Below are 25405 nucleotides of genomic sequence, written 5' to 3'. Positions count from 1 at the left end.
CCATTGCCATGCGGGTTTATCTCGACAGGGCCGTAACGAACCATCAGCACCACGAGAAGCACCGTGTCAGACATCTCCGACTATATCGTTTCGCACTTCAAGCGCTCCTCCCGGGAAATCGGCGAGGTGGAGCGTCGTATTCTGGAACTGTCGCACCAGAAAAAGCTGGTCTCGACCGACACCAATGCGGAATTTTCCGCCGGGGCAAACCTGGGCGACAGGCTGGCCGACAGCATTGCAAGGGTTGGCGGCTCCTGGGGATTTATCCTCAGCTTCTGCTTTTTCCTGGTGTTCTGGGCAATCATCAACACGATCGTGCTGACGACGCGGGCCTTCGACCCCTACCCCTTCATCTTCCTCAATCTTCTGCTCTCCATGCTCGCGGCCATTCAGGCGCCGATCATCATGATGTCGCAGAACCGGCAGGCCGCTCGTGACCGTTTCGAGGCCGCCAAGGATTATGAGGTGAACCTGAAAGCCGAGCTTGAGGTGCTGTCTCTGCACGAAAAGATCGACGTGAAGGTACTGGCCGAACTGGCAGCACTCAGGCAGGACCTCGCTGCCCTTCACCGCCATGTGACCCGGAAAGAAGACTGACGAAAAAGAACCGGCGCGCGAAAATCCATCCCCGCTTTTCCCCGCCCCGCCTTACCCTGTTATCTTGAATGCAGTCCTGCCAGGTAGACGCCAGACGTGGCGTAAACCGAAGGACGGTCCTGGTGGTGGGAACGGTGGCACGTTCATGGTGACAGGACCATTTCGCAAAAGGCCGTGCACTGCCTCTTGCGAAATACGGCTTTCTGGAAAGGCCCGGTCGCGCAAGCATCCGTCCACTCCAACCCCAATCAGCGCGTGACCGGGCACAACCCGTCTAAAACCACGAAAACCCGACAGCGAAGGCCGTGCCGGGCGCAAAGGCGCATCTTTGCGTCGCAAAACGACAAGCGGACAAAACGGTTACGAATCCGTCAGATTATTGCGCTACAGATTGACGCAGGCGTTTGTTGCATTGCACTCTTGTGTGCAAGGCTGACAAGGGAATCACTTCCCCTGGTCAAAATGGCATCACGACCATTTCGCGGCAGCGCCATCCCGGATGCGACATCCGGTCATTGCAATACATTCTGTTCCGGGGTTTTCATGTACCAGTTCGATCTGATTGTTATCGGCAGCGGTCCGGCGGGAAGACGCGCCGCCATCCAGGCCGCCAAGCTCGAAAAGAGGGTTCTGGTCATCGAGAAGGGCAGCCGCGTCGGCGGCGTTTCGGTGCACACAGGCACCATCCCTTCCAAGACATTGCGCGAAACCGCGCTCAATCTCACCGGCTGGCGCGAACGCGGTTTTTATGGCCGCTCCTACCGCGTCAAGCAGGAGATCGACGCGGACGATCTGCGCCGCCGCCTGCTGATCACGCTCGACCACGAGGTCGAGGTGCTGGAACACCAGTTCGCCCGCAACCGCGTGCAGCACATTCGCGGCACGGCAAGCTTCGTCGATGCCAACACGGTGAAGGTGGTGAAGAACGACGGTGAAGTCATGAACGTCACCGGCGCTTCCATTCTGCTCGCCATCGGCACGCGGCCCTACCGGCCACCGCATATTCCCTTCGACGGCGCGGCAGTGCTCGATTCGGACGAGATACTTGAGATCAAGGAACTGCCGCGCTCCATGGTCGTTGTCGGCGCGGGCGTCATCGGCATCGAATATGCCACGATCTTCAGTGCGCTCGACACGCAGGTAACGGTGGTTGAACCGCGCGAAACCATGCTGGAATTCATCGACAAGGAAATCGTCGAGGACTTCACCTATCAGTTGCGCGACCGTAACATGAAGCTGATCTTCGGCCAGAAAGCGGAAAAGGTGGAGCGCGACGACAGCGGCAAATGCCTCGTTTCGCTCAGCAACGGCCGCGTCCTTAAAGCCGAGACGGTGTTGTTCGCCGCCGGACGCGTCGGCGCAACCGATACGCTTAATCTTTCCGCCTGTGGGCTGGAAGCCGACAGCCGCGGCCGCCTGAAGGTCAATCCCGAGACCTTCCAGACAACAGTGCCGAACATTTACGCCGCCGGCGATATCATCGGTTTTCCGAGCCTCGCCTCCACCTCGATGGAACAGGGCCGTATCGCCGCCCGCCACGCGGTCGGCGCACCGGCCGGTGAACCGCCGCAGTTCTTCCCTTACGGCATCTATGCCGTTCCGGAAATCTCCACCTGCGGCCTGACGGAAGAAGAAGTCACTGAACGCCACATTCCCTATGAATGCGGCATCGCCCATTTCCGCGAAACCTCACGCGGCCATATCATGGGTCTCGACAGCGGGTTGCTGAAGATGATCTTCTCGCTGAAAACCCGCCGTCTGCTCGGCGTCCACATCGTCGGCGAAGGTGCCACCGAACTGGTGCATATCGGCCAGGCGGTGCTGAACCTGAAGGGTACGGTGGAGTATTTCGTAGAGAACACCTTCAACTACCCCACGCTTGCCGAAGCCTACAAGATTGCCGGTCTCGACGCGTGGAACCGCATGGGTGAGCTGAAGAAGGATTGAGGTTGGCTGTTGCGGGTGGAGATCGTTTGCAATGTGCGCAAACCTCTCCTCCGTCATGCTCGGGCCTGTCCCGAGCCTCTGCAACGTCGCGATTTTATGCGACATGATTAGATCCATGGGACAAGCCCAAGGATGACGCCGAATGCGACGCAAGAACGTCCATCACTTTCTGCTCATCCATACGATAACCGGTGACGCCCCTCACCATCGAATACTATACCGCGCACTCACACCCGGCCGAAAATGATCCGCATATCCCTGATCGAGCGTTCCGCGCACTGTCAGGTGATCGCCGATCTTCTGCTCCACGGCGACGCCGCTGCTGAACTCGTTGAAGCTGTTGCGGCTTGCCCCCGTCAGCACGAAGGCCGTGCCGGTTTCCGAGCGGGAAAGGCGCAGCGACTGCGATACATCCAGGCCGTTCCATTGCTGCGCCGTGCCGTCATAACGCACCGTGAAATTTCGGTTGGCCTCGATATCCAGTTCCGGCGTAACGATGCGTTTCTGTCGCGACGTCATGGAAACGCTGCTCGACCCCGTCAACGCGTTGAAGAGGACGCCGACATCACGGGCAAGCGAAACGCCGGGCAGCTGCTCCGCCAGCAGCGTGACATTGCCCCACAGCCGAACCGGCGTATCGACAAGCTGCCCTGTCTTGGAGGCATTCATGCCCATTTCCAGCCCCGCCCGGATCGGCGTCTCGACCGGCAGCTTCGCACCGATACGCGCCGTATAGGAACGGTCGGAATTCTTGACCGGCTTCCAGATCAACTCCGGCTCATCGGCACGGGCGTTGGTGCCAATCGCGGCGAACAGAGAGAACAACAGGGCGAAGCCCGTTCGTGGCGACATATCTTGTCCCCTGGCAAATTAAGGGCGCACCGGGTGAACCCGGCAGGCACGGTAAAAGCTTAAGGCCAAAGGTTTTGGCAGCGATGACAGCCGCGCGTTGGCGGCCATGTTTCCTTGACGGCTGCACCGGCAGCCAAGGCAAATCATGCTGCGCAGGGTGCCAGATGAACGGGAGATGAACAAGAGCAGATGCAGCAAAAAATCATGCTGCACCGCATTGTGATCAAAACGAAGGTGACGGGAACCGCAGCGTGTTAATTTCCTGCCTTCGGAACATTGCAACGAGCCAGAATATCATCCACCACCACTCCCAAAGACCTCGATGAATCAATGGCAGATGCACCGACTGGAAGGTCTTCATTCGTTGCGTGGAGTTGCAGGACAAATTGTCTTTCGGCCAGATTGCCACCGAACTCATCCTCCGGCCTGGCAGCCAGCCGTCTTTGTAAGGTCGCTGCGTCGACATCCAGAACGAAGACCTCATCGAACAGATCTATAAAGCGTCGAAAATTTCTCGATCCGCCACAGAAGAAGGTGACGGCGTGCTCTTGATCAGCCACAAGCTGCCGAACTTTTTCGACATTCCAGATGTGATGTCGGTGACGGAAGGCGATTTTTGTGTCGTCGCCCTGAAACAGCGCGACATCCATGGGTTCGCCCGTTTCGGGGTCGCCTTTGTAAGCCAGTTCACGGTCGCCGTGAATCACATGAAGGCCACGTTGCTGAAGTTCCGTTGCAACCGAGGTTTTACCAGCCCCGGAGACACCCTCGATCAAATAATTTCTTCTGCCCATCGCCGCGACTGCCCAACGCCCTGTCATGCCTTCTGAAGATAATATTCGAGAAAGACGTGAAGATGTCGGAGTGTCGAATTCTCCGGTTCATGTAATGCGGAATTGCGGTAGCTTGACGACTCAACGTTTTCCCACTGATAGTGACAAAAAGGCGAAGCCTGCGCCTAACCTCCCAGACCTTCCCCAGCATGGTCTTGAACGGAGGCAAAGGGACTGTCGTTGTCTCAGGCTGCTGTCTTGGTCCGATCGTTTCGGGCGGGTTGCTGGGGAATCGCGTCCGGGACGTGAAAGGCCTGATCATGACGCAAAATAATAATTTCAAACGCCGTGTAAGAGCTCGTGCAGCGAAAACCGGCGAGTCCTATACGGCGGCGCTCAAGCATATCCGCCGAACTCCCGACATGCCAGTTAGCCGTTCTTTACGAATGGCTGTCGCGCAAACGTCGCTGGTCGACGACCCTCGTATGGTTTCGGCACTGAAAGCAGCCGGGCAAGAAATGCGTCGCCTCATGTGCGATGCCCATAAGGCCGGCGCCCGTCTCATCCATTTTCCGGAAGGGGCAACGTGTTGGCCCAATAAACGCATCATGTCCGAAACTGGGCCGAGAGAAATCGGGCCTTCCGACTGGACGCGCTTTGAATGGGAAACTCTGCGCAGAGAACTGGAAGCGAGCAGAAAACTGGCGCGAAGGCTGAAGCTTTGGACGATTCTCGGGTCCGTCCATCAGCTTACTCCGCCACATCGACCGTATAACAGCCTGTACGTCATCTCCGATCGCGGGAAGCTTATAACTCGCTACGATGAGCGCCTGCTGTCGAACACCAAAATCTCGTTCATGTACTCGCCGGGAACTGTACCGGTGACGTTTGAAATCGATGGCTTCCGTTTTGGTTGCGCGCTCGGCATGGAGGCGCACTACCCAGAAATATTCATGGAATACGAGAAGCTGAACGTCGATTGCGTGCTGTTTTCCACCGCAGGTGATGGCCCGTCCAATGCCAAGGCATTTGCAGCCGAAATATTGGGGCATGCGGTGAGCAACACCTATTGGGCCAGCTATTCCACCTTGGCGGCTCAGAGTACAGCTGCTCCCTCGGGAATCGCCGCACCGGATGGCCGTTGGGTGGCGCAATGCCCGATGAACGGTTTACCGGCTATCGCAATAGCAGACATTGCTATCGATCGTGAAAATCCCGCACGACCATGGCGGCGAAAAGCCCGCAGCGATCTATATGCGCCTCATCAGGTGAATAATGATCCCAGAAGCGATAGCCGGGAGCAATTTTAACAGGCGAGATCGGTCAGCGGCGCGGTTTGGGCCCGCTGACCACCGCGCAAGGCGGATGGACCGCATCGCGCAGACGAAACAAAAAAAGGCCGCAGCTTTCGCCACGGCCCTTCCATTCATTCAGCTTTCGCCAGCCAAGATTATTCGGCGTCGGCCTCAGTGGCCTTCTTCTTGGCCGGAGCCTTCTTCTTCGGAGCGGCTTCTTCGCCTTCAGCGGCGTCGTCAGCCTTGGCAGCAGCCTTTTTCTTGGCGGGCGCCTTCTTCTTGGTTTCCGTTGCTTCTTCGCCGTCGTCAGCCAGAAGCTCTTCCTTGGAAACGGTCTTGTCCGTTACCGAGATTTCCGTGAGCAGCTTGTCGATGACCTTTTCTTCGAAGATCGGAGCGCGCAGCGAAGCGGAAGCGCCGGGGGTGTTGCGGAAGAAATCGAGGATTTCCTTCTGCTGGCCGGGGAACTGCTGCAGCTGCTGGAACAGCGCGCGCTGCATTTCTTCTTCGGTCACTTCGACGCCGGCCTTTTCGCCGATTTCGGAGAGAACGAGGCCGAGACGAACGCGGCGTTCAGCGAGCTTGCGATATTCTTCGCGGGCTTCTTCTTCCGTGGTGTCTTCGTCAGCGAAGGTCTTGCCGGACTGGGCAAGATCGGTGTTGATCTGGCGCCAGATGTTGTCGAATTCGGCATCGACGAGGCCAGCCGGCGTGTCGAACTTGTACATTTCGTCGAGCTGGTCGAGAATCTGACGCTTGACCTTCTGGCGGGTTACGTTGCCGTACTGGCTTTCGATCTGGCCGCGAACGATTTCCTTCAGCTTTTCAGCCGATTCGAGACCGAGCTTTTCCGCCAGTTCGTCGTTGATTTCAACAGCAGCGGCAGCAGCAACTTCCTTGACGGTGATGTCGAAGTTGGCTTCCTTGCCTGCGAGATTCGCAGCCGGGTAGTCAGCCGGGAAAGTCACGGTGATGGTCTTTTCGTCGCCGGCCTTGACGCCAACGAGCTGGTCTTCGAAGCCGGGGATAAAGCGGCCCGAACCGAGAACCAGTTCAGCGTCTTCAGCAGCGCCGCCATCGAAGGCTTCGCCGTCAACCTTGCCGAGATAGTTCATGGTGACGCGGTCGCCTTCGGCGGCCTTGCCCTTCTTGGCTTCAAAGGTACGGGCGCTCTCAGCGATCTTGAGGATCTGCTCGTTGATTTCGTCTTCGGAGACTTCAACAACTTCGCGGGTAACCTTGATGCCGTCATTGGCCTTCAGTTCGATGGCCGGAATGATTTCGTAGGCAACGGTGAATTCGAAATCGGTTTCAGCCGAAAGGATCTTTTCGGCTTCCTGCTCGTCTTCGGTCATGGAGATGGCCGGCTGCGTTGCAGACTTCTCACCGCGGCTGGAAAGGATTTCGGAAGGCTTTTCACGAACCAGCTCGTTGACGAGGTCGGCCATGATGGACTTGCCGTACATCTTCTTCAGATGGCCCATCGGCACCTTGCCGGGACGGAAACCGTTGATGCGAACCTTGTCCTTGGCGTCAACCAGGCGCTCGTCCAGACGGGCCTTCATGTCGGCAGCCGGGATAACGACCTTGAGTTCGCGCTTCAGGCCTTCAGCCAGCGTTTCGATAACCTGCATTTTCTCAAACCTTCACATCATGGCGGCGGTGCTCAGACAGCCGTTGGTTTACTTTCGAGCACTGCGCCGGAAACATCGTTCCCCGGCCGTGGCTTCCATTATTTCTTCACACAAGCGCCTGCCGGACAAAATTGCGCTCGCGCCGGAGACAAGGGCGCGAAGGGGATGATGAACCCCAAAGCTCCCTGCATCACTAAGGATGCACTCTGGCACAAGCGTGGCACAGCCATGCTTTACTTGTGGTGCGGGTAGAGAGACTCGAACTCCCACGCCGAAGCGTTGGTACCTAAAACCAATGCGTCTACCAATTCCGCCATACCCGCACGTTGGGCGGCGGTATGTCACAATGTTCTGAAAGGGTCAAGCACACCTTATCGCCGCGTCCGGTTTCGCCCGGACTTTTCTTGGGTCCCCGCCCCAGCCGCAAAAGCCGCCCGGTACGTTCTTGCCGTTTCGTGCCCGCATGAAAGGGAACGGCGCGCCCGCAGACGATGACACGAGAGGCCGCAAAACTGCGCGCGCCGTCTCCCTCTTTCCCGTCCGGCTTCACATGTTCCGACAGGAAAAACGCGCAACATTTATGCGGCTACATGACATTATATATATATGACATGCCGCCAGTCATTTTACGAGAATGTGCGCCTCCAGCCGAATCCCTTATACGAACGACCTTTGCATCCCCATCCTCGCCGCTGCCCTGCCCAACCCCTCGTATTCAGCCGGACCGCACGGCTTGGCAGCGACAGATGCCGCCAAGTTCACTAAAAGCACACAAATTGGTCACAAATTATGCAGTATCCGCCGCAATTGGGGTCATTTACCGGCTTGCTTTGCGTTCCATGCATAGGTGGCATCTTGCTTTGTCTGTTTTTGTTTTTATTAAACCGATTATATTCATGGTCATACAGAGATCGAGTTCAGCCCCGAGCCTAATCCTCCCAAGACGGGCCGGAAACGCTGGACAGCACGAAGAGGAAGATGACAATGAACATTACACGCTCGCTCACCAACTGGCGCAAGTATCGTCAGACCGTAACCGAACTCGGCCGCATGACCGACCGCGAACTGAATGACCTCGGCATTGGCCGTCAGGACATCCGTCGCGTCGCACGCACCGCCGTCGGCATCTAATACGCTCCGCCGCTTGAAGCGGCGGATGCGAGACGACCTTCCCAAAAGGCCAGAGGCTCCCGCCTCCGGCCTTTTTTTTCGTTCTGGCACCCTCTCGGAACCGAGCCGCGCCGCCCCACCGGCATGTGCGCGTGACAAACAGATGAAAAATGCATCGATTAGGCGGCTGCATCCGGCATGTCTGGAGAGCCCGAACGCCCTTCAAGCACCGCTGAGGGGAGCAAAAAGCCGGTCTAACACCGCCAATGGCCGCAAACCCCTTCAAAACCGCCCGAAAGACAGGCATTTCCGCTCATATTTTGCTCATGCGGTAGTCAAAGCCGCAAATTTAGCCGACATAGTGCACAAATGCATGGCAGTCGCCTAAATTCTGCACTGCACAACATGGCTCAATGTCTATATATAAAACCTCAACAGCCGAGAGCACAGAAACACTGAGCCGGCCGACGAAATCAAAGAAAGATTGAGGAAACGATCATGAACCCTATCCGCATCGCAAAGAACTGGATCTCCTACCGTCGCACGATCAACGAACTTGGCAGCCTGTCCAACCAGGCCCTGAGCGACATCGGCCTGACACGTTACGACATCCGTAACGTAGCTTCCCGTTCGTTCCGCTAAGGCGTAAAAGATCGTCCCGCTGCCCGACCTCCAGGGCGCGACGATTGAGCGACAGGTAAAAGAAAGCGGCGCCTCTGGCGCCGTTTTTGATTCTGGCGGTATTCGCCGGAGATTTTTGGCTTACAAGCATAGAGACCACATTCCCTCCGCCCCAATCGTGCCACCCGCAAAAACATTTGGCTGTCGCAGCCATGCATGGTAGTGCATCGCCCTGAAAAACGCGTCCTTCGGGACCCGCGCGGAACAATCACTCGAAAGACAGCCGCCGGAGGGGAGCTTTTGCCCCCACGCGGCCTATGGGCGCCAGCATGCAAGACAAGACCTATTCTCCCATTCACGTCGTGGGCGGCGGACTGGCCGGTTCGGAAGCCGCCTGGCAGATCGCTGAAAGCGGCGTTCCAGTCATCCTGCACGAAATGCGCGGCGTGCGCGGCACGGAAGCGCACAAGGGCGATACGCTGGCGGAACTGGTCTGTTCCAACTCCTTCCGCTCCGACGATGCGACCGCCAATGCAGTGGGCGTCATCCATGCGGAAATGCGGCTTGCCGGCTCGTTGATCATGGCCTGCGCCGACAGGCATCAGGTGCCTGCCGGCGGCGCGCTTGCTGTCGATCGCGACGGATTTTCTCAGGCCGTAACAGACCGGCTCGAAAGTCACCAACTGGTGACGATCCTGCGCGAAGAGGTTTCCGGCCTGCCGCCGAAGGAATGGGGCAGCAGCATCATCGCCACCGGCCCGCTCACCTCGCCGGATCTGGCGGCGGCGGTTCAGGCCGAGACGGGTGAGGATGCCCTGGCATTCTTTGACGCCATTGCCCCCATTGTGCACCGCGACAGCATCAACATGGATATCTGCTGGTACCAGTCGCGTTACGACAAGGTTGGCCCCGGCGGCACGGGCAAGGATTACATCAACTGCCCGATGGACGAGGAACAATACAACGCCTTCATCGACGCGCTGATCGCCGGCGACACGGTGGGTTTCAAGGAATGGGAAGGCACACCCTATTTCGACGGCTGCCTTCCAATCGAGATCATGGCTGAACGCGGCCGCCAGACGCTACGGCACGGCCCTATGAAACCGATGGGCCTGACCAACGCCCACAACCCCACCGTCAAGGCCTACGCCGTGGTCCAGCTTCGCCAGGACAATGCGCTCGGCACGCTTTACAACATGGTGGGTTTCCAGACCAAACTGAAATACGGCGCGCAGGCGGATGTATTCCGCATGATCCCGGGTCTAGAAAATGCGGAATTCGCCCGTTTGGGCGGCCTGCACCGCAATACCTACATCGATTCCCCCGTCCTGCTCGATCCATCGCTGAAGCTGAAATCCCGGCCTGACCTGCGTTTTGCAGGCCAGATCACCGGCTGCGAAGGGTATGTGGAAAGCGCCTCCGTCGGACTTCTGGCCGGCCGTTTCGCTGCCGCCGAACGGAAAGGCGAGACCCCGAGCCTGCCGCCCGCAACGACAGCCCTCGGCTCACTTCTCAACCACATCACCGGCGGGCATCTTTCCTCGAATGATGAGCCGGGCAAACGTTCCTTCCAGCCGATGAACATCAATTTCGGCCTCTTCCCGGAACTGGAGCCAGGCTCCATCGTCAAGCCGGAAGGCGTGAAACGTTTTCGCGGCAAGGACAAGACAATCATGAAACGCCAGCTCGTTGCAGCGCGGGCGTTGAGGGATTGTGCAACGTGGCTTGGCGTGGAACACGTCGCAACGGAACAAGAGAGCGACGCAACGCCATAGGCCCTGCCCGCATCTATCAGCCAAAATAAAGGGGCGTGTTTTCCGCACACCTGCTTTTCATTCCGGGTCACCGGATTTTGCCTTGCCCGGCCAGCCGCGCTCGGGCAAAACCTTTTACTTCGCACATTAAAAGACTGAGGAGATAGAATATGGACGTTCGCGCCGCAGTTGCCATTCAGGCAGGAAAACCGCTTGAGGTCATGACCGTTCAACTCGAAGGTCCCCGCGCTGGCGAAGTGCTGGTCGAGGTCAAGGCGACAGGTATCTGCCACACCGATGATTTCACCCTCTCCGGTGCCGATCCCGAAGGTCTGTTTCCGGCCATCCTCGGCCATGAGGGTGCAGGCATCGTCGTTGATGTCGGTCCCGGCGTCACCTCGGTCAAGAAGGGCGATCATGTCATCCCGCTCTACACGCCGGAATGCCGCGAGTGCTATTCCTGCACATCGCGCAAGACCAATCTCTGCACCTCCATCCGCGCCACCCAGGGCCAGGGCGTGATGCCTGACGGCACCTCGCGCTTCTCGATCGGCAAGGACAAGATCCACCACTATATGGGCTGCTCGACTTTCTCGAACTTCACCGTCCTGCCCGAGATCGCCCTTGCCAAGATCAATCCCGATGCGCCCTTCGACAAGGTCTGCTATATCGGCTGTGGCGTGACGACCGGCATCGGCGCCGTCATCAACACCGCCAAGGTGGAGATCGGCTCGACGGCAATCGTCTTCGGTCTCGGCGGCATTGGTCTCAACGTTCTGCAAGGCCTGCGTCTTGCCGGCGCTGACATGATCATCGGTGTCGATATCAATAATGACCGCAAGGCCTGGGGCGAGAAGTTCGGCATGACCCACTTCGTCAACCCGAAGGAAGTGGGCGACGACATCGTGCCCTATCTCGTCAACATGACGAAGCGTAATGGCGACCTGATCGGCGGTGCGGATTATACGTTCGACTGCACCGGCAATACCAAGGTCATGCGCCAGGCGCTGGAAGCCTCGCATCGCGGCTGGGGCAAGTCTGTCATCATCGGCGTTGCCGGTGCCGGCCAGGAAATCTCCACGCGTCCGTTCCAGCTGGTCACCGGCCGCAACTGGATGGGCACGGCCTTCGGCGGCGCGCGTGGCCGCACCGATGTGCCGAAGATCGTCGACTGGTACATGGAAGGCAAGATCCAGATCGATCCGATGATCACCCACACGATGCCGCTCGAAGACATCAATAAGGGCTTTGACCTGATGCACAAGGGCGAGAGCATCCGCGGCGTCGTGGTCTATTGATCGGCTGACAAAATGGCAGGCGCGCACCGCGCGTCTGCCATATGAATTGACCGACCTTTCCGCTTACAGCCGTGCCGATTAACGGGACGGTAAATCTATCGTCGTATGCCGATATTGCGCGGTGGAGTTGAAAAATCCCTCCCTGCCCGAAACGACGCCAGATAGCGGGAGCGACCTCTGAAAACCGTACCGATCGACAACGGAAACCGCGTCGCTGCCGTTGCACTTCTGACGAAAGGTTTTCCGGAAAAGAGCGAGGCCTTCTGGGCGCTCGGCGTGTCCCTTATAAGCGACCATCATCAGCGGCAGGATCTCGGCCCCATCGGGCAATTGCTGATGAAGGGCGACGATGCCGTTGGCGTTCTTCTGACGATCCGAAACCGCCTTGCCGAGACCGGCAGGACAGTCGTCAACCTGTCCAGCTGGTATGTCGAACCTTCCAGCCGCTGGTTTGCACCGCGTATGCTGCAAATGGCGACATCCTCCGAAGAAGACATCTTCACCGATCTCACCCCGTCTCCAGAAGCCTGCAGGCTGAACGAGAGACTGGGGTTCACAACGATAACGAATTGCACGCTTTTTTATCCCCTGCCTTTAAAGGCATTCGGCCCGGCCAGGGCGCGGCTGCGCCCGCTTGCCGAAGTGCCGCAGGGCACGCTGTCTGCCGCCACGCGCGACATGCTGGAAGATCATGCGCGTTTCGGCTGCATCGTGGCAGTCATGGAGGCGGACGGAAGCCATTATCCGCTGGTGTTTTTAAAAACCATAACCAAAAGGCTGCCCTCCGCCCGCCTCATCTATTGCGAGGACAGGCAAGTCGCCCAGAGGCACATTTCGGCAGTTGCCCGCCATCTTCTTGGCAAAGGCCGGCTTGCATTGACCATGGCGGCTTCCGATGAGAAGCGAGACGCCGGCGGATTTGCCATACTCAAATCCTCGCCAATACAAGTAAAGGGAGCATGGAACCCACGGTTTATTAACGAAACATATTCAGAATTGGTGTTATTGCCACCCTGGGTATTGGGACGCTCTTAAAAGACGCGCGCTTAAACCTTGCCTGAAAAGAAGAAAATGCGCTTCGGCCGAGACTAGTCCCGACTGCGCGAACGAGCGGAGAATAAGCATGCTTTCAGCGAAACCCAGGGAAGTCGATGTCTCCGAGACCATCTATTCCTACCTCTCGCAGCGTTTCCCGGCTCATGCACCGTTTTCCGCAGATACGCAATTGCTCGAAGGCGGCGTGATCGATTCGCTCGGTTTTCTCGAACTGATGATCTTTCTCGGCGAAGGTTTCGGCATCGTTCTCAATGATGAACATTTCACCCCGGAAAATCTCAGCACGCCGGCCGATCTGATTGCCTTCGTCACGCAGGAACGGCGCAGATGACAACCCACATCCTGCTGCACCACCTGCTCACCGCGCGGGCGGAAAGCGGCGATGAGGCGCTTGTCTACAAAGAAAAATCACTGAGCTATCGCGAATTTTCCGAAGCGGCCGCACGTTGTGCGGCGGCATTGCAGGAGGCCGGAACGGAGCGCGGCGACCGTGTCGTCATCTTCCTGCCGCGCGGCATCGAGGAATGCTGGTCGATCTTCGGCGTGAGCATGGCTTCCTGCGTCTTCGTGCCGGTCAACGCGCTTTTGAAGGCGCAGCAAATCCGCCATATCGTCGCGGATTGCGGCGCAAAAATCGTCATCAGCAGTGCTACGATGATGGATGAGCTGAACGCGGCTGTGGAAGACCTGCCCGAGGTCACTGTACTGCTGGCGGAACAAATCGACCGCCGCCCGCCCGTGCCTGCCAAAGTCTCCCCATCAATTGGCGAGGACCTTGCAGCAATCCTCTACACATCCGGCTCCACCGGCTCGCCCAAGGGCGTGATGCTGTCGCACCGTAATCTTCTGGCCGGAGCGCGCATCGTGCGCACCTATCTGGAGATCACCGGAAAAGACCGCCTTCTCTCCATTTTGCCCTTCAGTTTCGATTACGGCCTGAACCAGTTGCTGACGGCGGTTGAACAGGGTGCGACCATTGTTATCTCCACCTTCAGGCTCGGCGATGATATTGTCAGGGACTTGCGCGACCATGCCATTACCGGGCTTGCCGGCGTACCAACTGTCTGGGCGATCCTGACGAGGGCCGCGCCGTTGCTGGCGAAGACGCCGTTGCGACAGTTGCGATACATCACCAACTCCGGCGGACGCGTGCCGCAGGAAACCGTGAGGGCGTTGCGCGAAAAGCTGCCAGACACCAAAATCTACCTGATGTATGGCCTGACCGAAGCCTTCCGATCCACCTTCCTGCCGCCTGATGAAATCGACCGCCGCCCGACTTCCATCGGCAAGGCTATCCCGGAATGTGAAATCTTCATCGTCACCGCCGAGGGACAGAGGGCAAAACCGGGTGAGCCCGGCATTCTCGTCCATCGCGGCCCGACCGTGTCGCTGGGTTACTGGAACCGGCCGGAAGATACCGCCAAGGTGCTGCGCCCTCACCCTTTCATTCCGGCTGCACGCGGCGGCGAGACCGTGTGTTATTCCGGCGATCTGGCGGTGGAAGACGAGGACGGCTTTTTCAGTTTCGTTGCCCGCAACGATGCGATGATAAAATCGTCAGGCTATCGCATCAGCCCGACCGAGGTGGAGGAAAGCCTGATGTCGACTGGCCTTTTCCAGCAGGTCGCCGTCATCGGCCTGCCGGACCCCTTTGCAGGCGAGAAGGTGCATGCCGTGGCAACCGCCGCCAACGAAAATATCGATGTTTCGGCAGCTCTCAAAAAAGCCGCCGAAATGCTTGCCCCCTTCATGATTCCGCGCGCCATCGAACTGGTCGACCGGCTTCCGGTCACGGCCAATGGCAAGGTGGATTACCGCGCGCTGGTGCGCGAACGGATGGATGATGGCGCCCACGGATAAACCCCAAAGCCACGGCCCTGCCCTTGCCGCCGCGCAATTCGCAGTCGACGAAAACGATCTTGTCATCGGTGGCCGTGCCGTGCGCGATATCGTCGCTGAGACCGGAACGCCGTGCTTCCTCTATGATGCCAGCGCCATGCGCCGCGCATATCGCGATCTCGCAACCGCGCTCAGTGGTTTTGCCGATATCTTTTATTCGGTGAAAGCCAATCCCCTGCCAGCCATCATCTCGCTTTTCCGCGAAGAAGGCGCTGGCGCGGAAATCGCCTCCGTCGGTGAATATCGCGCCGCCATCAAGGCGGGCATACCGCCGGAAAATATCATCTTCGCCGGCCCCGGCAAGCGCCAGGCCGAATTGCTTGAGGTGATCGAGAGCGGCATCGGCGAAATCCATATCGAGAGCGCCGAGGAAATTGCCCGCATCGAGGCGATCGGCAAACCGGTCAAGGCTTCGATCCGCATCAATCCGGTGCCGGATGCGCAGGCAGGCGCCATGCGCATGGGTGGCAAGGCCACCGCCTTCGGTTTTGACGAGGAAGAACTCGAAAACGTCCTGCCGCTGTTCAGGGACATCAGGCATATCAATCTCGTCGGTGTCCATATTTACGGCGGCACGCAAATCCTCGATGCCGACATGCTTGTCTCCCAATGGAGACACTCCATTTTGCTTGCCGCACGCATGGCCGAAATGCTCGGCAGGCCACTTGAAACCATCGATCTCGGCGGCGGTCTCGGCATCCCCTATTTCGCCGGAGAAACGCCGCTTGATCTTGCAGCGGTCAGTGCCGCCATTCCCGACCTCAAGGCCTTGATGCAGGCGCATCCGCTGATTGCGAATGCTCATATCATCGTCGAACCCGGCCGCTTCCTCGCCGGTCCCGGCGGCATCTATGTGGTGGAAGTCAATTCGGTAAAGACCTCGCGCGGCACCACCTTCGTGGTGACGGATGGTGGCATGCATCACCATCTGGCCGCCTCCGGCAATCTCGGCCAGATCGTCAAGCGTAACTACCCCATCGTCGCACCGGCCATGATGCAGGCAGACAATGAGGAAACGGCAACCATTGTCGGCCCGCTCTGCACACCGCTCGACACGCTGGCACGCAATGCGGCCCTGCCGAAGCTGAAGGCTGGTGATCTCCTGGCAATCCTGCAATCGGGCGCCTATGGCGCCACCGCCAGCCCTTCGGGTTTTCTCAGCCATCCGGCGGCGAAGGAAGTGCTGGTGGAGAATGGTGCGTTTGAGGTGATAGGGCGCTGAGGATGTGTGGTTGCGAAACCCGTACCCGGTTTTCCTAAGGGCACACTTTTGGCTGCTTACCTCGGAGCCTCCTCAACCTCCCTCATTCCTGTGCTTGTCACAGGAAAGGAGATCACCCCCGTAACAGCCTGTCCCCAACCGCAAACTTGGATTTCAGCAGACACTCATCATATTCCGCCTCGGCATCGGAATCGAACACAATACCGCCGCCAACATTGAAGATCGCGCGGCCGCCATCGAACAGGGTCAGCGTGCGGATCGCCACCGAAAAACGCATTTCTCCATTCGGAGACATGAAGCCGATCGCGCCGCAATAGGCGTCGCGCGGCGTCTGTTCCAGTTCGCGCAGGATCTTCATCGCCCACATTTTCGGCGCGCCGGTCACCGAACCGCAGGGAAAAAGCGCCGCGAAAATATCCTCCACCGTCACATCCGGCAAAAGCTTCGCGCGCACATGGCTGACCATCTGGTGCACGGTGGGATAGGTCTCGATATCGAACAGTCGCGGCACATGGAGGCTGCCGACTTCGGTGATGCGGGAAATATCGTTGCGCAGGAGATCGACGATCATGCGGTTTTCGGCAAGCGTCTTTTCATCCTCAAGCATCGCCGCGATGATCGCCCGGTCCTCTTGCGCATTCGCACCGCGCGGCGTCGTTCCCTTCATCGGATGGGTTTCAATGAAACCTTGCCCGTCCACCGAGAAAAACAGTTCCGGTGAGCGCGACAGGATCACCGGTCCACCGAGATCGACCAGCGCGCCATATTTAACCGGCTGGCGCTCAACCAATGACCAGAAGGCCGTGAGCGGATCGCCGCTCCAGCGAGCGTGAACGGGCATCGTCAGATTGCCCTGATAACAGTCGCCGCGACGCAGATGCCCGTGCAGCCGCTCGAAGCGCTGGCAATAGTCTTCAAGGCCCCATGCGGGCGCGGGATCGGACAGAAACGCATCGGCATCCGGCAGACTTTCGGGCCGCGCAAATCGCCCCTCATCCGGTTGTGGGCCGGAAAAGACGCCGAAGCGAAGGAACGGCACGTTGCGAGGCTCGGCAGCAAAGTCCGCAAGTTTCGGCTCGAACAGGAAACCCGCCTCGTAGGACATATAGCCGGCGAGGTATTTCCCGGCGCGGCGCAGCTGCTCCATGCGTTTCAGCGCCGCGAAAAACGCCTCTGGCTCATCCGCGACGATGATCTCCTCCGGCTCGGTGAAGGCTGTCACCGTGCCGGTCGTGTCATCCCGGAAAAGAACGTAAGGCGCATGTGCCAAGGAAAGCGTCCGAACAGGAGAAAGGGTCGGGAAAAATCAGATCGGGTCTATGTCGCCCCGCGCCCACATCTCTATGGTTTCCGCATAAAAATCAGCGAAACGGCCTTCCTCGATCGACTTGCGGATACCCTGCATCAGCTCCTGATAATAGGCAAGATTGTGCCAGGAGAGCAGCATGCCGCCCAGCGCCTCGTTGGAGCGCGTGAGATGATGCAGATAGGCGCGGGAATAATCACGCGAGGCCGGGCAGTTTGACTGCTCATCGAGCGGCCGCATATCCTCCGCATGGCGGGCATTGCGTATATTGACCCTGCCGCGACGGGTGAAGGCAAGCCCGTGACGACCGGAACGGGTCGGCATCACGCAGTCGAACATGTCGATGCCGCGCGCCACCGATTTCAGAATATCGTCTGGCGTACCGACGCCCATCAGGTAACGCGGCTTTTCGGTGGGCAGCACCGGCAGCGTGATGTCGAGCATGCCCAGCATCACATCCTGCGGCTCACCGACGGCAAGGCCGCCGACAGCGTAACCCTTGAGATCAAGCTGCTTCAGCCCTTCGGCGGAGCGAATGCGCAGATCCGGCTGGTCGCCGCCCTGCACAATGCCGAACATGGCCTTGCCGGGTTGTTCACCGAAGGCGACGCGGCAACGCTCCGCCCAGCGCAGCGACATTTCCATGGCGCGCTCGATTTCCTTGCGCTCGGCCGGCAGCGCGATGCATTCATCGAGCTGCATCTGGATGTCCGAATCAAGCATGCCCTGAATTTCGATCGAGCGTTCCGGCGACATATGGTGCAGCGAACCGTCCACATGGCTCTTGAAGGTCACACCCTTCTCGTCCAGCTTGCGCAGGCCTGAAAGCGACATGACCTGGAAGCCACCGCTGTCGGTGAGGATCGGATGCGGCCAGCGGATAAGCTCATGCAACCCGCCAAGCCTTGCCACGCGCTCCGGGCCGGGCCGCAGCATCAGGTGATAGGTATTGCCGAGAATGATATCGGCCCCGAGCTCGCGCACCTGGTCGAGATACATGGCCTTGACAGTACCGACAGTGCCAACAGGCATGAAGGCAGGTGTGCGGATGACGCCGCGCGGCATGGCGACTTCGCCAAGGCGGGCGCCGCCGCTCGTGGCTTTCAAGGTAAAGGTGAATTTGTCGTGCATCAGTTCTTCCGGAACAACAGGCTTGAATCGCCATAGGAATAAAAACGGTATCCGGTTTCGATGGCATGCGCATAAGCGGCACGCATCGTCTCGAGACCGCAAAAAGCCGAAACGAGCATGAACAGCGTCGATTTCGGCAGGTGGAAATTGGTCATCAGAATATCGACCGCGCGGAAACGGTATCCGGGCGTGATGAAGATGCCCGTCGCGCCCGACCATGGCTGAATGACGCCATTCTCATCAGTGGCGCTTTCGATAAGCCGCAGCGAGGTGGTGCCGACAGAAACGATCCGCCCGCCGCGCGCCTTGACGGCATTGAGCTTTGCCGCAGTCTCCTGCGAAACATGGCCGATCTCGAAATGCATCTTGTGATCGTCGGTGTCGTCGGCCTTAACTGGAAGGAAGGTGCCTGCCCCAACGTGAAGTGTCACGAAATGTCGCTCGATGCCGGCTTCGTCCAGCGCCGCAAACAGATCGGGTGTGAAATGCAGGCCGGCAGTTGGTGCGGCAACGGCGCCCTTCTCGCGGGCATAAATTGTCTGGTAATCGGTCTGGTCCTGCGCATCTTCCGGGCGCTTCGCGGCAATATAGGGCGGCAAAGGAATATGGCCGACGGAGGCGATCGCCTCGTCCAGAACAGGTCCGGAAACGTCGAACAGCAGCGTGATCTCGCCCTCCTCACCCTTTTCCTCGACGGTGGCCTCCAGATGGGCAAGGCCGCAGGCATTGTCGCGCTCATAACCGAAACGGATGCGGTCCCCCTGCTTGATGCGCTTGCCCGGCCGCGCGAAAGCCTTCCAGCGCGACTGGTCGGCGCGCATGTGCAGCGTGGCTGAAACTGCCGTTTCAGGCGCACCTTCGCGCAGCCGCACGCCTTCAAGCTGGGCTGGAATGACGCGGGTGTCGTTGAATACCAACGCGTCGCCGGGCTTCAGGAAGGAAGTCAGGTCGGATACGATGCGGTCTTCCATGTGGTTCGCATTCGGATCGACCACGAGAAGACGCGCACTATCGCGCGGGTTCGCCGGGCGAAGGGCGATATTCTCCTCGGGGAGATCGAAATCGAACAGGTCTACGCGCATTGCAAGGGCTCTCGAAATATCAAAACCCGCCCTGCATGGCATGGGGCGGGTGGTGGGTGACGACAAGGCTTCCGACTACACTCGACCTCATCCTCGGCTTGTCCCTAGGATGAGGTCTGAGAGGTTGGCGCCATCATCAATGTGAAACGCCCCGCAGTTTCCTGCGGAGCGGGTAAACACTTTATACGCTATTATCAGGCCGCCGAAGCAAGCTTCATCGAAACGATCGAATCGGGGTCCTTCACAGGCTCGCCGCGCTTGACTTTGTCGATGGCTTCCATGCCTTCGATGACCTGGCCCCATACGGTGTACTGCTTGTTCAGCCAAGGCGAATCGGTGAAGCAGATGAAGAACTGCGAGTTGGCGGAGTTCGGGCTCTGCGAACGGGCCATCGAGCAGGTGCCGCGTACGTGGGAAATAGCCGAGAATTCAGCCTTGAGGTCAGGCTTCTCGGAGCCGCCCATGCCGGCGCGGGCCGGGTTGAAGCTCTCCGAACCCTTCTTGCCGAACTTCACATCGCCCGTCTGGGCCATGAAGTCTTCGATGACGCGGTGGAACACGACGCCGTCGTAAGCGCCTTCCGATACCAGTTCCTTGATACGGGCAACGTGGCCCGGAGCAACTTCCGGAAGCAGCTGGATCACGACCTTGCCGGTCGTCGTTTCCATGATGATGGTGTTTTCCGGATCCTTGATCTCGGCCATGATTATTCTCCTCTGTTCGGGCTCTATTGCCCTACCTTACTTCTTGCCGACGGTGACCTTGATCATCCGGTCGGGGTTGGAAACTTCGCCGTTGCCGCCGGCGCCACGCTTGATCTTGTCCACGGCTTCCATGCCGGACACGACCTTGCCGACCACGGTGTACTGGCCGTTCAGGAACGGACCGTCGGCAAACATGATGAAGAACTGCGAATTGGCGGAATTCGGATCGCTGGAACGGGCCATGCCGACAACGCCGCGCGTGAACGGTGTCTTGGAGAACTCAGCCGGAATGTCGGCCATGTCAGAGCCGCCGGTGCCGGCACGCTGGGCGTTGAAGCCCTTCTCCATGTTGCCGTACTGCACGTCGCCGGTCTGCGCCATGAAACCGTCAATGACGCGGTGGAAGGCCACGTTGTCATAGGCGCCCTTTTTCGCCAGCGCTTCAATCTGCGCCACGTGCTTGGGCGCGACTTCCGGCATCAGTTCGATGACGACGGGGCCGTCCTTCAGCTGGACGGTCAGGAATTCGGCAGCCGAAGCGAAGGTGCTGGCGGCAAGCGCGCCCGCAAACAGGGCGCCGGCAAAGGCAAATCGAACGAGTTTCATTGGATTGGCTCCGGAATGTGAGGCTGAAGTCAGCGCTTCAGCTTGGCGTTGAGGGCTTCAAGCACGGCTTTGGGAACGAAGGCATCCACATTGCCGCCCATGGCGGCGATCTGCCGGACCAATGTGGCTGTAATGGGTCGCGACGACGTACCCGCCGGCAGGAACACGGTCTGTATATCAGGTGCCATCTGGCGGTTCATGCCGGCCATCTGCATTTCATAATCGAGATCGGTGCCGTCACGCAGGCCGCGCAGAAGAAGGCGCGCGCCATGTTGACGGGCTGCATCGACGACCAGATTGTCGAAGGAAACGACCTCAACGCGCGCCGCCTCACCGGGCAGGCTTTCAGAAAGCGCCCGGCTTATCACCGTCGCCCGCTCCTCGAAGCTGAACAGCGGTGCTTTTCCGGGATGGATGCCGACGGCGACGATGACTTTGGACGCCACGTTCAGCGCCTGGATAAGCACATCCAGATGTCCGTTGGTCATCGGATCGAAGGATCCTGGATAAAAGGCAATCGTCATATCGCTCTCAAGTGGTGGGCGTTATGTGCCGCCTTTTGTCACGGAGATGGGCGCGGCGCAAGACTTTTACAACCCGGACGCCCTCCCGGTGCGGTCTGAACAACGGATGAATGCGCCGTTCAGTGCGGTTTCAGGGCTCATTTATATAAATACACGGCATCGGGAAACCGAAATGCCCCTCACCTCGTTAAGCCCCCGGAGAAATGAAAATGCTGGCCTTTATGATCGTCTTTTCGGTCATCGCATCATTCGCAGCCGAGTATCTTTTCCTCGAATGAGGCCAGTCGCCGGTTTCCTGAACGCCAGATGAACAAGCCATTCAAGGAAGTTTCACAGGCGCGATGCTAATCGATTTTTAAGGTTGACGCGGAACATGATTGGACGTGGCGCGTTAATATCAAACCAAAGGAACAGACAGATGTTTGTAAGAGAAAAACAGTCTACTTCGGCGAAAATCAGCGTCATCAGCACCGCCTGGACAGTACTGGTCATCGCAATGGTAGCAACAACGTTTAGCCTTTATGATCAGAAGCCTGCTGCCCAGGGACCGGACTATCCACAGATGACCGCCCGCTATCAGTCCATGACCTATTACTGATGAGGAACTAGGATTTCCTCGCTACCAACGGAGATGATATCATGTTCACATTCCTGACTCTGCTTCTTGCCCTGATCAGCATTATGTTCGTGACGTCAATGATCTCCGCAGTCGCCGAGATGCGACGGGAAGACGAGGAATTCAAGGCCTCGGTAAGACGCAACCGCGCGTTCTGACCGCAACCATCAGACTTAGCCGTCTTTCAGAATATGATTCTCCGCAACCGCCTGGACGCTCCGGGCGGTTTTATTTTGCCGCGTTAAAGGCCAGTATGGCGAAGATGAAGGCGTAAAAACCTAGCGCCAATCACAGAAGCGTTTTCAAAACCCCGTTTTTCCAAGGCAAATTCCCTTCAATTTCCCATTGGATTGATTTAAGGAACGCCGATACGTTGCGGGCCGGACGGCTGGCGACCGCAATGACGTTCCTGTGAGGTTTGCATAACGATGCTCGATTCCCTGAGAAATGCTTCTCGAACCATGGCAGCCAAGCTGCTGCTTCTCCTGCTTGTTGTTTCGTTTGGCGTCTGGGGCGTCTCCGCATCACTCGTCACCTCCAATTCGCATGCGGTCATGACCGTCGGCGACCAGACGGTCAGCCCGCAGGAATTCCGCCTCGCCTATCAGCGTCAGGTTTCCGATCTCAGCCGCCAGTTCGGCGCGAGACTGACGACCGAACAGGCCAAGGCCTTCGGCATCGACCGTCAGGTGTTCAGCCAGCTTGCGGCGGGTGCCTCGCTGGATGAACTGGCGTCGAAGATGAATCTCGGCCTTTCGGAAGACCGCCTCGCCAATCTCATCGCCGAAGACCCGGCATTCAAATCGGTTAATGGCCAGTTCGATCGCACCCTGTTCACCGAACGGCTGCGCAATTCCGGCCTGCGCGAAGACGACTATATCAAGGAACGCAGCAAGGTCGCGGTCAGAAGCCAGATCGTTGAAGCCGTTTCCGATGGTTTCAAGGCACCGCAGGTACTGGTGGACGCACTCAAGCAATACCGCAACGAACAGCGCTCGGTCGATTACCTCATCCTGTCCAACGCCGTCATTGCGCCGGTCAAGGCGCCGGGCGACGACGTGCTTGCACCCTGGTTTGAAACCAACAAGGCGAAATATCGCGCGCCCGAGTTCCGCAAGTTCACCTATGTGAAGCTGGAACCATCGGACATTGCCGATCAGGCTTCGGTGACGGATGCGCAGATCGCCGACTATTACAACAGCCACAAGGACAGCTTCCGCACCGCCGGTCGCCGCACCGTCGAGCAGCTGACCTTCCCGGAAAAGGAAATGGCAGAAGCCGCTGCAGAGCAGATCCGCCTCGGCAACACCACCTATGATCAGGTGGTTAAGGATCAGGGCAAGACCGCCTCCGACGTGACGCTTGGCGAATTCACCAAGGACACGATCCCCGACCAGTCGATTGCCGATGCTGCTTTCGCCGTCCAGAAGGATGGCGGCGTGTCTCCGGTCGTGGCAGGGTCCTTCGGCCCGGTCATCCTGCGCATCACCGGCATCAAGCCGGAAACCACCCGCACGCTGGAAGAAGCGAAAGAGGACATCCGCAAGGACCTCGCCACCGCTGCTGCAGCCGAAGAAGTCACCAATGTGCATGACCGTTACGAAGACCTGCGTGCCGGCGGCTCCTCGCTTGCCGATGCGGCAAAGCAGCTGAACCTCAAGCCCGTCACCATCGACGCCATCGATGCCGCCGGTCTTGATGAAAAGGGCGACGCCATTCAGGACCTGCCCTCGCCGCAGCTTGCCCAGGAAGTCTTCAAGACCGAACCCGGCACCGAAGCCCTGCCGATCAATCTTGGCCGCGAAGGCTACATCTGGTTCGACGTCGATCAGATCATCCCCGCCCGCGACCGCACGCTTGCCGAAGTGCGCGACGATGTCGTGGCCGACTGGACGGCAGAGCAGCAGCGCACGGCGCTTGCCACCAAGGCCGACGAGCTGAAGGCACGCGTTGAAAAGGGCGAGACACTGGCAGCGGTGGCTGGCGAACTCGGCCTTGCCGTCGAGCAGAAATCCGGCCTGCGCCGCACCAGCGAGGACGCGATTTTCGGTCGCCAAACGATTACGGCGGTATTCTCCGGCGCTGAAGGCATGACGGGCACAGCGGCAGACGCCGATGGTTCCAGCCGCATCCTCTTCAAGGTCACGGCAGTCGACACCAACGCGCCTGCCGATGCGCTTGCCAATGACGATCAGCAGTTTGCAGCCATCGCCCGCGCGGCAGGCGACGACATGCTCGACCAGATGGTCAACCGCCTGCAGAACGACTACGGTGTGACCATCAATCAGGCCCTCGCCGATCAGGCGATGGTCGGCTTCTAACCGGGGGGCGGAAACGATGGCCGAACTGAAACCGCTGATCGCAAAGGTCGCAAACGGGGAAAGCCTGAACCGTGAGGAATCGCGGGCCGCTTTCGACATTCTGATGTCGGGCGAAGCAACCCCGTCGCAGATCGGCGGTTTCCTCATGGCACTGCGCGTACGCGGCGAGACGGTGGACGAGATTGTCGGCGCCGTCTCCTCCATGCGCGCGCGCATGCTGCCGGTTTCGGCCCCCGAAAACGCGATCGACATCGTCGGAACCGGCGGTGACGGCATCGGCACCTACAATATCTCGACGCTCGCCTCGATCATCGTTGCCGGCACGGGCCTTCCCGTTGCCAAGCACGGTAACCGGGCGCTAAGCTCCAAATCCGGCACGGCGGATGCGCTGTCCGCACTCGGCGTGAAGCTGGATATCGGCCCTGACCTTATCGCCCGCTGCATCAGTGAGGCAGGACTCGGCTTCATGTTCGCGCAGCTGCACCATTCCGCAATGCGCCATGTCGGTCCAAGCCGCGTCGAACTTGGCACGCGCACCATCTTCAACCTGCTCGGCCCGCTTTCCAACCCGGCGGGCGCGAAGCGCCAATTGCTCGGCGTCTTTTCGCCGCGCTGGCTGGTGCCGCTTGCCGAAGTGCTGCGCGATCTCGGCTCGGAAAGCATCTGGGTCGTACATGGCGACGGCATGGATGAAGTCACGACGACAGGCGTCACCCATGTGGCGGCGCTTGAAAACGGCAAGATCCGCACCTTCGACCTGACGCCGAAGGATTTCGGTGTTGAACCCGCTTCCATGGCAGACCTCAAGGGTGGCGACGGCATTGCCAATGCAGCGGCACTTCGCGAGGTTCTGTCCGGCAAGCGCAACGCCTATCGCGACGTATCGCTGTGCAACGCCGCGGCAGCCCTCGTCATTGCCGGCAAGGCCGAAACGCTTGGCGAGGCGATGACGACCGTGAGCCAAGCGCTCGACAGCGGCGCGGCGGCAGCAGCGCTCGACCGCCTGGTCGCCGTCTCCAATGAAACAGTCTCCGGGCAGGCCGACCACTAAAAGGAA

General features: G+C 58.9%; 24 protein-coding genes and 1 tRNA gene. 15 read left to right on the top strand and 10 right to left on the bottom strand.

What is annotated here, in order from left to right:
* Positions 1-63: 63 nt before the first annotated feature.
* A complete protein-coding gene (locus tag ACQZ5Y_RS13905) occupies positions 64-597 on the top strand; it encodes a DUF1003 domain-containing protein (protein ID WP_003515504.1) in 534 nt (177 codons plus the stop codon).
* Between the two features lie 543 nt (positions 598-1140).
* Complete coding sequence (gene sthA / locus ACQZ5Y_RS13900; RefSeq protein WP_003515506.1) at positions 1141-2544, top strand: Si-specific NAD(P)(+) transhydrogenase; 1404 nt, start codon at positions 1141-1143, stop codon at positions 2542-2544.
* A gap of 201 nt (positions 2545-2745) precedes the next feature.
* On the opposite strand, the gene ACQZ5Y_RS13895 is transcribed toward sthA, so the two are convergent.
* Positions 2746-3396 carry a hypothetical protein gene (locus tag ACQZ5Y_RS13895; RefSeq protein WP_111796367.1) on the bottom strand — a complete coding sequence of 217 codons (651 nt, stop codon included), beginning with the start codon at positions 3394-3396 and terminating at the stop codon, positions 2746-2748.
* Between the two features lie 254 nt (positions 3397-3650).
* The gene (locus ACQZ5Y_RS13890; protein ID WP_174049506.1) at positions 3651-4190 is read right to left on the bottom strand and encodes an AAA family ATPase; all 540 of its coding nucleotides are present in this window, start codon (positions 4188-4190) and stop codon (positions 3651-3653) included.
* Between the two features lie 299 nt (positions 4191-4489).
* Here ACQZ5Y_RS13890 and ACQZ5Y_RS13885 point away from each other — a divergent pair, with 299 nt between their 5' ends.
* Positions 4490-5479 carry a carbon-nitrogen hydrolase family protein gene (locus ACQZ5Y_RS13885; RefSeq protein WP_174050010.1) on the top strand — a complete coding sequence of 330 codons (990 nt, stop codon included), beginning with the start codon at positions 4490-4492 and terminating at the stop codon, positions 5477-5479.
* Positions 5480-5619: 140 nt separating this feature from the next.
* Here the strand turns inward: ACQZ5Y_RS13885 and tig are convergent, their stop codons facing one another.
* On the bottom strand, positions 5620-7098 hold the full coding sequence (gene tig, locus ACQZ5Y_RS13880; RefSeq protein WP_003515514.1) for a trigger factor: 1479 nt from the start codon (positions 7096-7098) through the stop codon (positions 5620-5622).
* 240 nt (positions 7099-7338) lie between these two features.
* Positions 7339-7421 (bottom strand) — tRNA-Leu (locus ACQZ5Y_RS13875).
* A 661-nt stretch (positions 7422-8082) separates the two neighbouring features.
* On the opposite strand from ACQZ5Y_RS13875, the gene ACQZ5Y_RS13870 reads away from it, so the two are divergent.
* The 8 genes from ACQZ5Y_RS13870 to ACQZ5Y_RS13835 all read left to right on the top strand — a co-directional run bounded on the left by ACQZ5Y_RS13870 (position 8083) and on the right by ACQZ5Y_RS13835 (position 16058).
* On the top strand, positions 8083-8229 hold the full coding sequence (locus ACQZ5Y_RS13870) for a DUF1127 domain-containing protein (RefSeq protein WP_003502992.1): 147 nt from the start codon (positions 8083-8085) through the stop codon (positions 8227-8229).
* A gap of 477 nt (positions 8230-8706) precedes the next feature.
* The gene (locus ACQZ5Y_RS13865) at positions 8707-8850 is read left to right on the top strand and encodes a DUF1127 domain-containing protein (protein ID WP_003515516.1); all 144 of its coding nucleotides are present in this window, start codon (positions 8707-8709) and stop codon (positions 8848-8850) included.
* Positions 8851-9146: 296 nt separating this feature from the next.
* The gene (trmFO, locus tag ACQZ5Y_RS13860; protein WP_174049507.1) at positions 9147-10604 is read left to right on the top strand and encodes a methylenetetrahydrofolate--tRNA-(uracil(54)-C(5))-methyltransferase (FADH(2)-oxidizing) TrmFO; all 1458 of its coding nucleotides are present in this window, start codon (positions 9147-9149) and stop codon (positions 10602-10604) included.
* Between the two features lie 149 nt (positions 10605-10753).
* Positions 10754-11881: an S-(hydroxymethyl)glutathione dehydrogenase/class III alcohol dehydrogenase gene (locus tag ACQZ5Y_RS13855; RefSeq protein ID WP_025593598.1), complete on the top strand. Its 1128-nt coding sequence runs from the start codon at positions 10754-10756 to the stop codon at positions 11879-11881.
* A gap of 276 nt (positions 11882-12157) precedes the next feature.
* Positions 12158-12916 carry a hypothetical protein gene (locus tag ACQZ5Y_RS13850; protein WP_174049508.1) on the top strand — a complete coding sequence of 253 codons (759 nt, stop codon included), beginning with the start codon at positions 12158-12160 and terminating at the stop codon, positions 12914-12916.
* Positions 12917-13004: 88 nt separating this feature from the next.
* A complete protein-coding gene (locus tag ACQZ5Y_RS13845) occupies positions 13005-13268 on the top strand; it encodes an acyl carrier protein (RefSeq protein ID WP_003515534.1) in 264 nt (87 codons plus the stop codon).
* A complete protein-coding gene (locus tag ACQZ5Y_RS13840) occupies positions 13265-14797 on the top strand; it encodes an AMP-binding protein (protein WP_174049509.1) in 1533 nt (510 codons plus the stop codon). The genes ACQZ5Y_RS13845 and ACQZ5Y_RS13840 overlap by 4 nt, the downstream gene beginning before the upstream one ends.
* The gene (locus ACQZ5Y_RS13835; protein WP_174049510.1) at positions 14781-16058 is read left to right on the top strand and encodes a type III PLP-dependent enzyme; all 1278 of its coding nucleotides are present in this window, start codon (positions 14781-14783) and stop codon (positions 16056-16058) included. The genes ACQZ5Y_RS13840 and ACQZ5Y_RS13835 overlap by 17 nt, the downstream gene beginning before the upstream one ends.
* Positions 16059-16170: 112 nt before the next feature.
* Here the strand turns inward: ACQZ5Y_RS13835 and ACQZ5Y_RS13830 are convergent, their stop codons facing one another.
* The 6 genes from ACQZ5Y_RS13830 to coaD all read right to left on the bottom strand — a co-directional run bounded on the left by ACQZ5Y_RS13830 (position 16171) and on the right by coaD (position 21411).
* A complete protein-coding gene (locus ACQZ5Y_RS13830) occupies positions 16171-17328 on the bottom strand; it encodes an aminodeoxychorismate synthase component I (protein ID WP_174049511.1) in 1158 nt (385 codons plus the stop codon).
* Positions 17329-17364: 36 nt separating this feature from the next.
* Positions 17365-18495 carry a tRNA guanosine(34) transglycosylase Tgt gene (tgt, locus tag ACQZ5Y_RS13825; protein ID WP_003515541.1) on the bottom strand — a complete coding sequence of 377 codons (1131 nt, stop codon included), beginning with the start codon at positions 18493-18495 and terminating at the stop codon, positions 17365-17367.
* Positions 18495-19577 carry a tRNA preQ1(34) S-adenosylmethionine ribosyltransferase-isomerase QueA gene (queA, locus tag ACQZ5Y_RS13820; RefSeq protein WP_065660882.1) on the bottom strand — a complete coding sequence of 361 codons (1083 nt, stop codon included), beginning with the start codon at positions 19575-19577 and terminating at the stop codon, positions 18495-18497. The genes tgt and queA overlap by 1 nt, the downstream gene beginning before the upstream one ends.
* A gap of 194 nt (positions 19578-19771) precedes the next feature.
* Positions 19772-20281, bottom strand: coding sequence for a peptidylprolyl isomerase (locus tag ACQZ5Y_RS13815; RefSeq protein WP_003515547.1), 510 nt, complete (start codon positions 20279-20281; stop codon positions 19772-19774).
* Positions 20282-20317: 36 nt separating this feature from the next.
* Positions 20318-20887, bottom strand: coding sequence for a peptidylprolyl isomerase (locus ACQZ5Y_RS13810; RefSeq protein ID WP_019566173.1), 570 nt, complete (start codon positions 20885-20887; stop codon positions 20318-20320).
* A 29-nt stretch (positions 20888-20916) separates the two neighbouring features.
* Entirely contained in the window at positions 20917-21411 is a 495-nt protein-coding gene (coaD, locus tag ACQZ5Y_RS13805) for a pantetheine-phosphate adenylyltransferase (protein WP_174049512.1), read from the bottom strand.
* Between the two features lie 418 nt (positions 21412-21829).
* Here coaD and ACQZ5Y_RS13800 point away from each other — a divergent pair, with 418 nt between their 5' ends.
* From ACQZ5Y_RS13800 to trpD, 4 genes are all read left to right on the top strand, one after another.
* Positions 21830-22009 (top strand): hypothetical protein, encoded by a 180-nt coding sequence (locus ACQZ5Y_RS13800; protein WP_003515553.1) that lies wholly within the window; start codon positions 21830-21832, stop codon positions 22007-22009.
* Positions 22010-22050: 41 nt separating this feature from the next.
* Positions 22051-22185 (top strand): hypothetical protein, encoded by a 135-nt coding sequence (locus tag ACQZ5Y_RS13795; protein WP_003515556.1) that lies wholly within the window; start codon positions 22051-22053, stop codon positions 22183-22185.
* Positions 22186-22455: 270 nt separating this feature from the next.
* On the top strand, positions 22456-24348 hold the full coding sequence (locus tag ACQZ5Y_RS13790; RefSeq protein WP_174049513.1) for a peptidylprolyl isomerase: 1893 nt from the start codon (positions 22456-22458) through the stop codon (positions 24346-24348).
* 16 nt (positions 24349-24364) lie between these two features.
* On the top strand, positions 24365-25399 hold the full coding sequence (gene trpD, locus ACQZ5Y_RS13785) for an anthranilate phosphoribosyltransferase (protein WP_013636264.1): 1035 nt from the start codon (positions 24365-24367) through the stop codon (positions 25397-25399).
* Positions 25400-25405 lie beyond the last annotated feature (6 nt).

The sequence above is a fragment of the Agrobacterium sp. A3-95 genome, from assembly GCF_053521785.1.
This window is presented reverse-complemented; position numbering and strand designations above follow the sequence as displayed.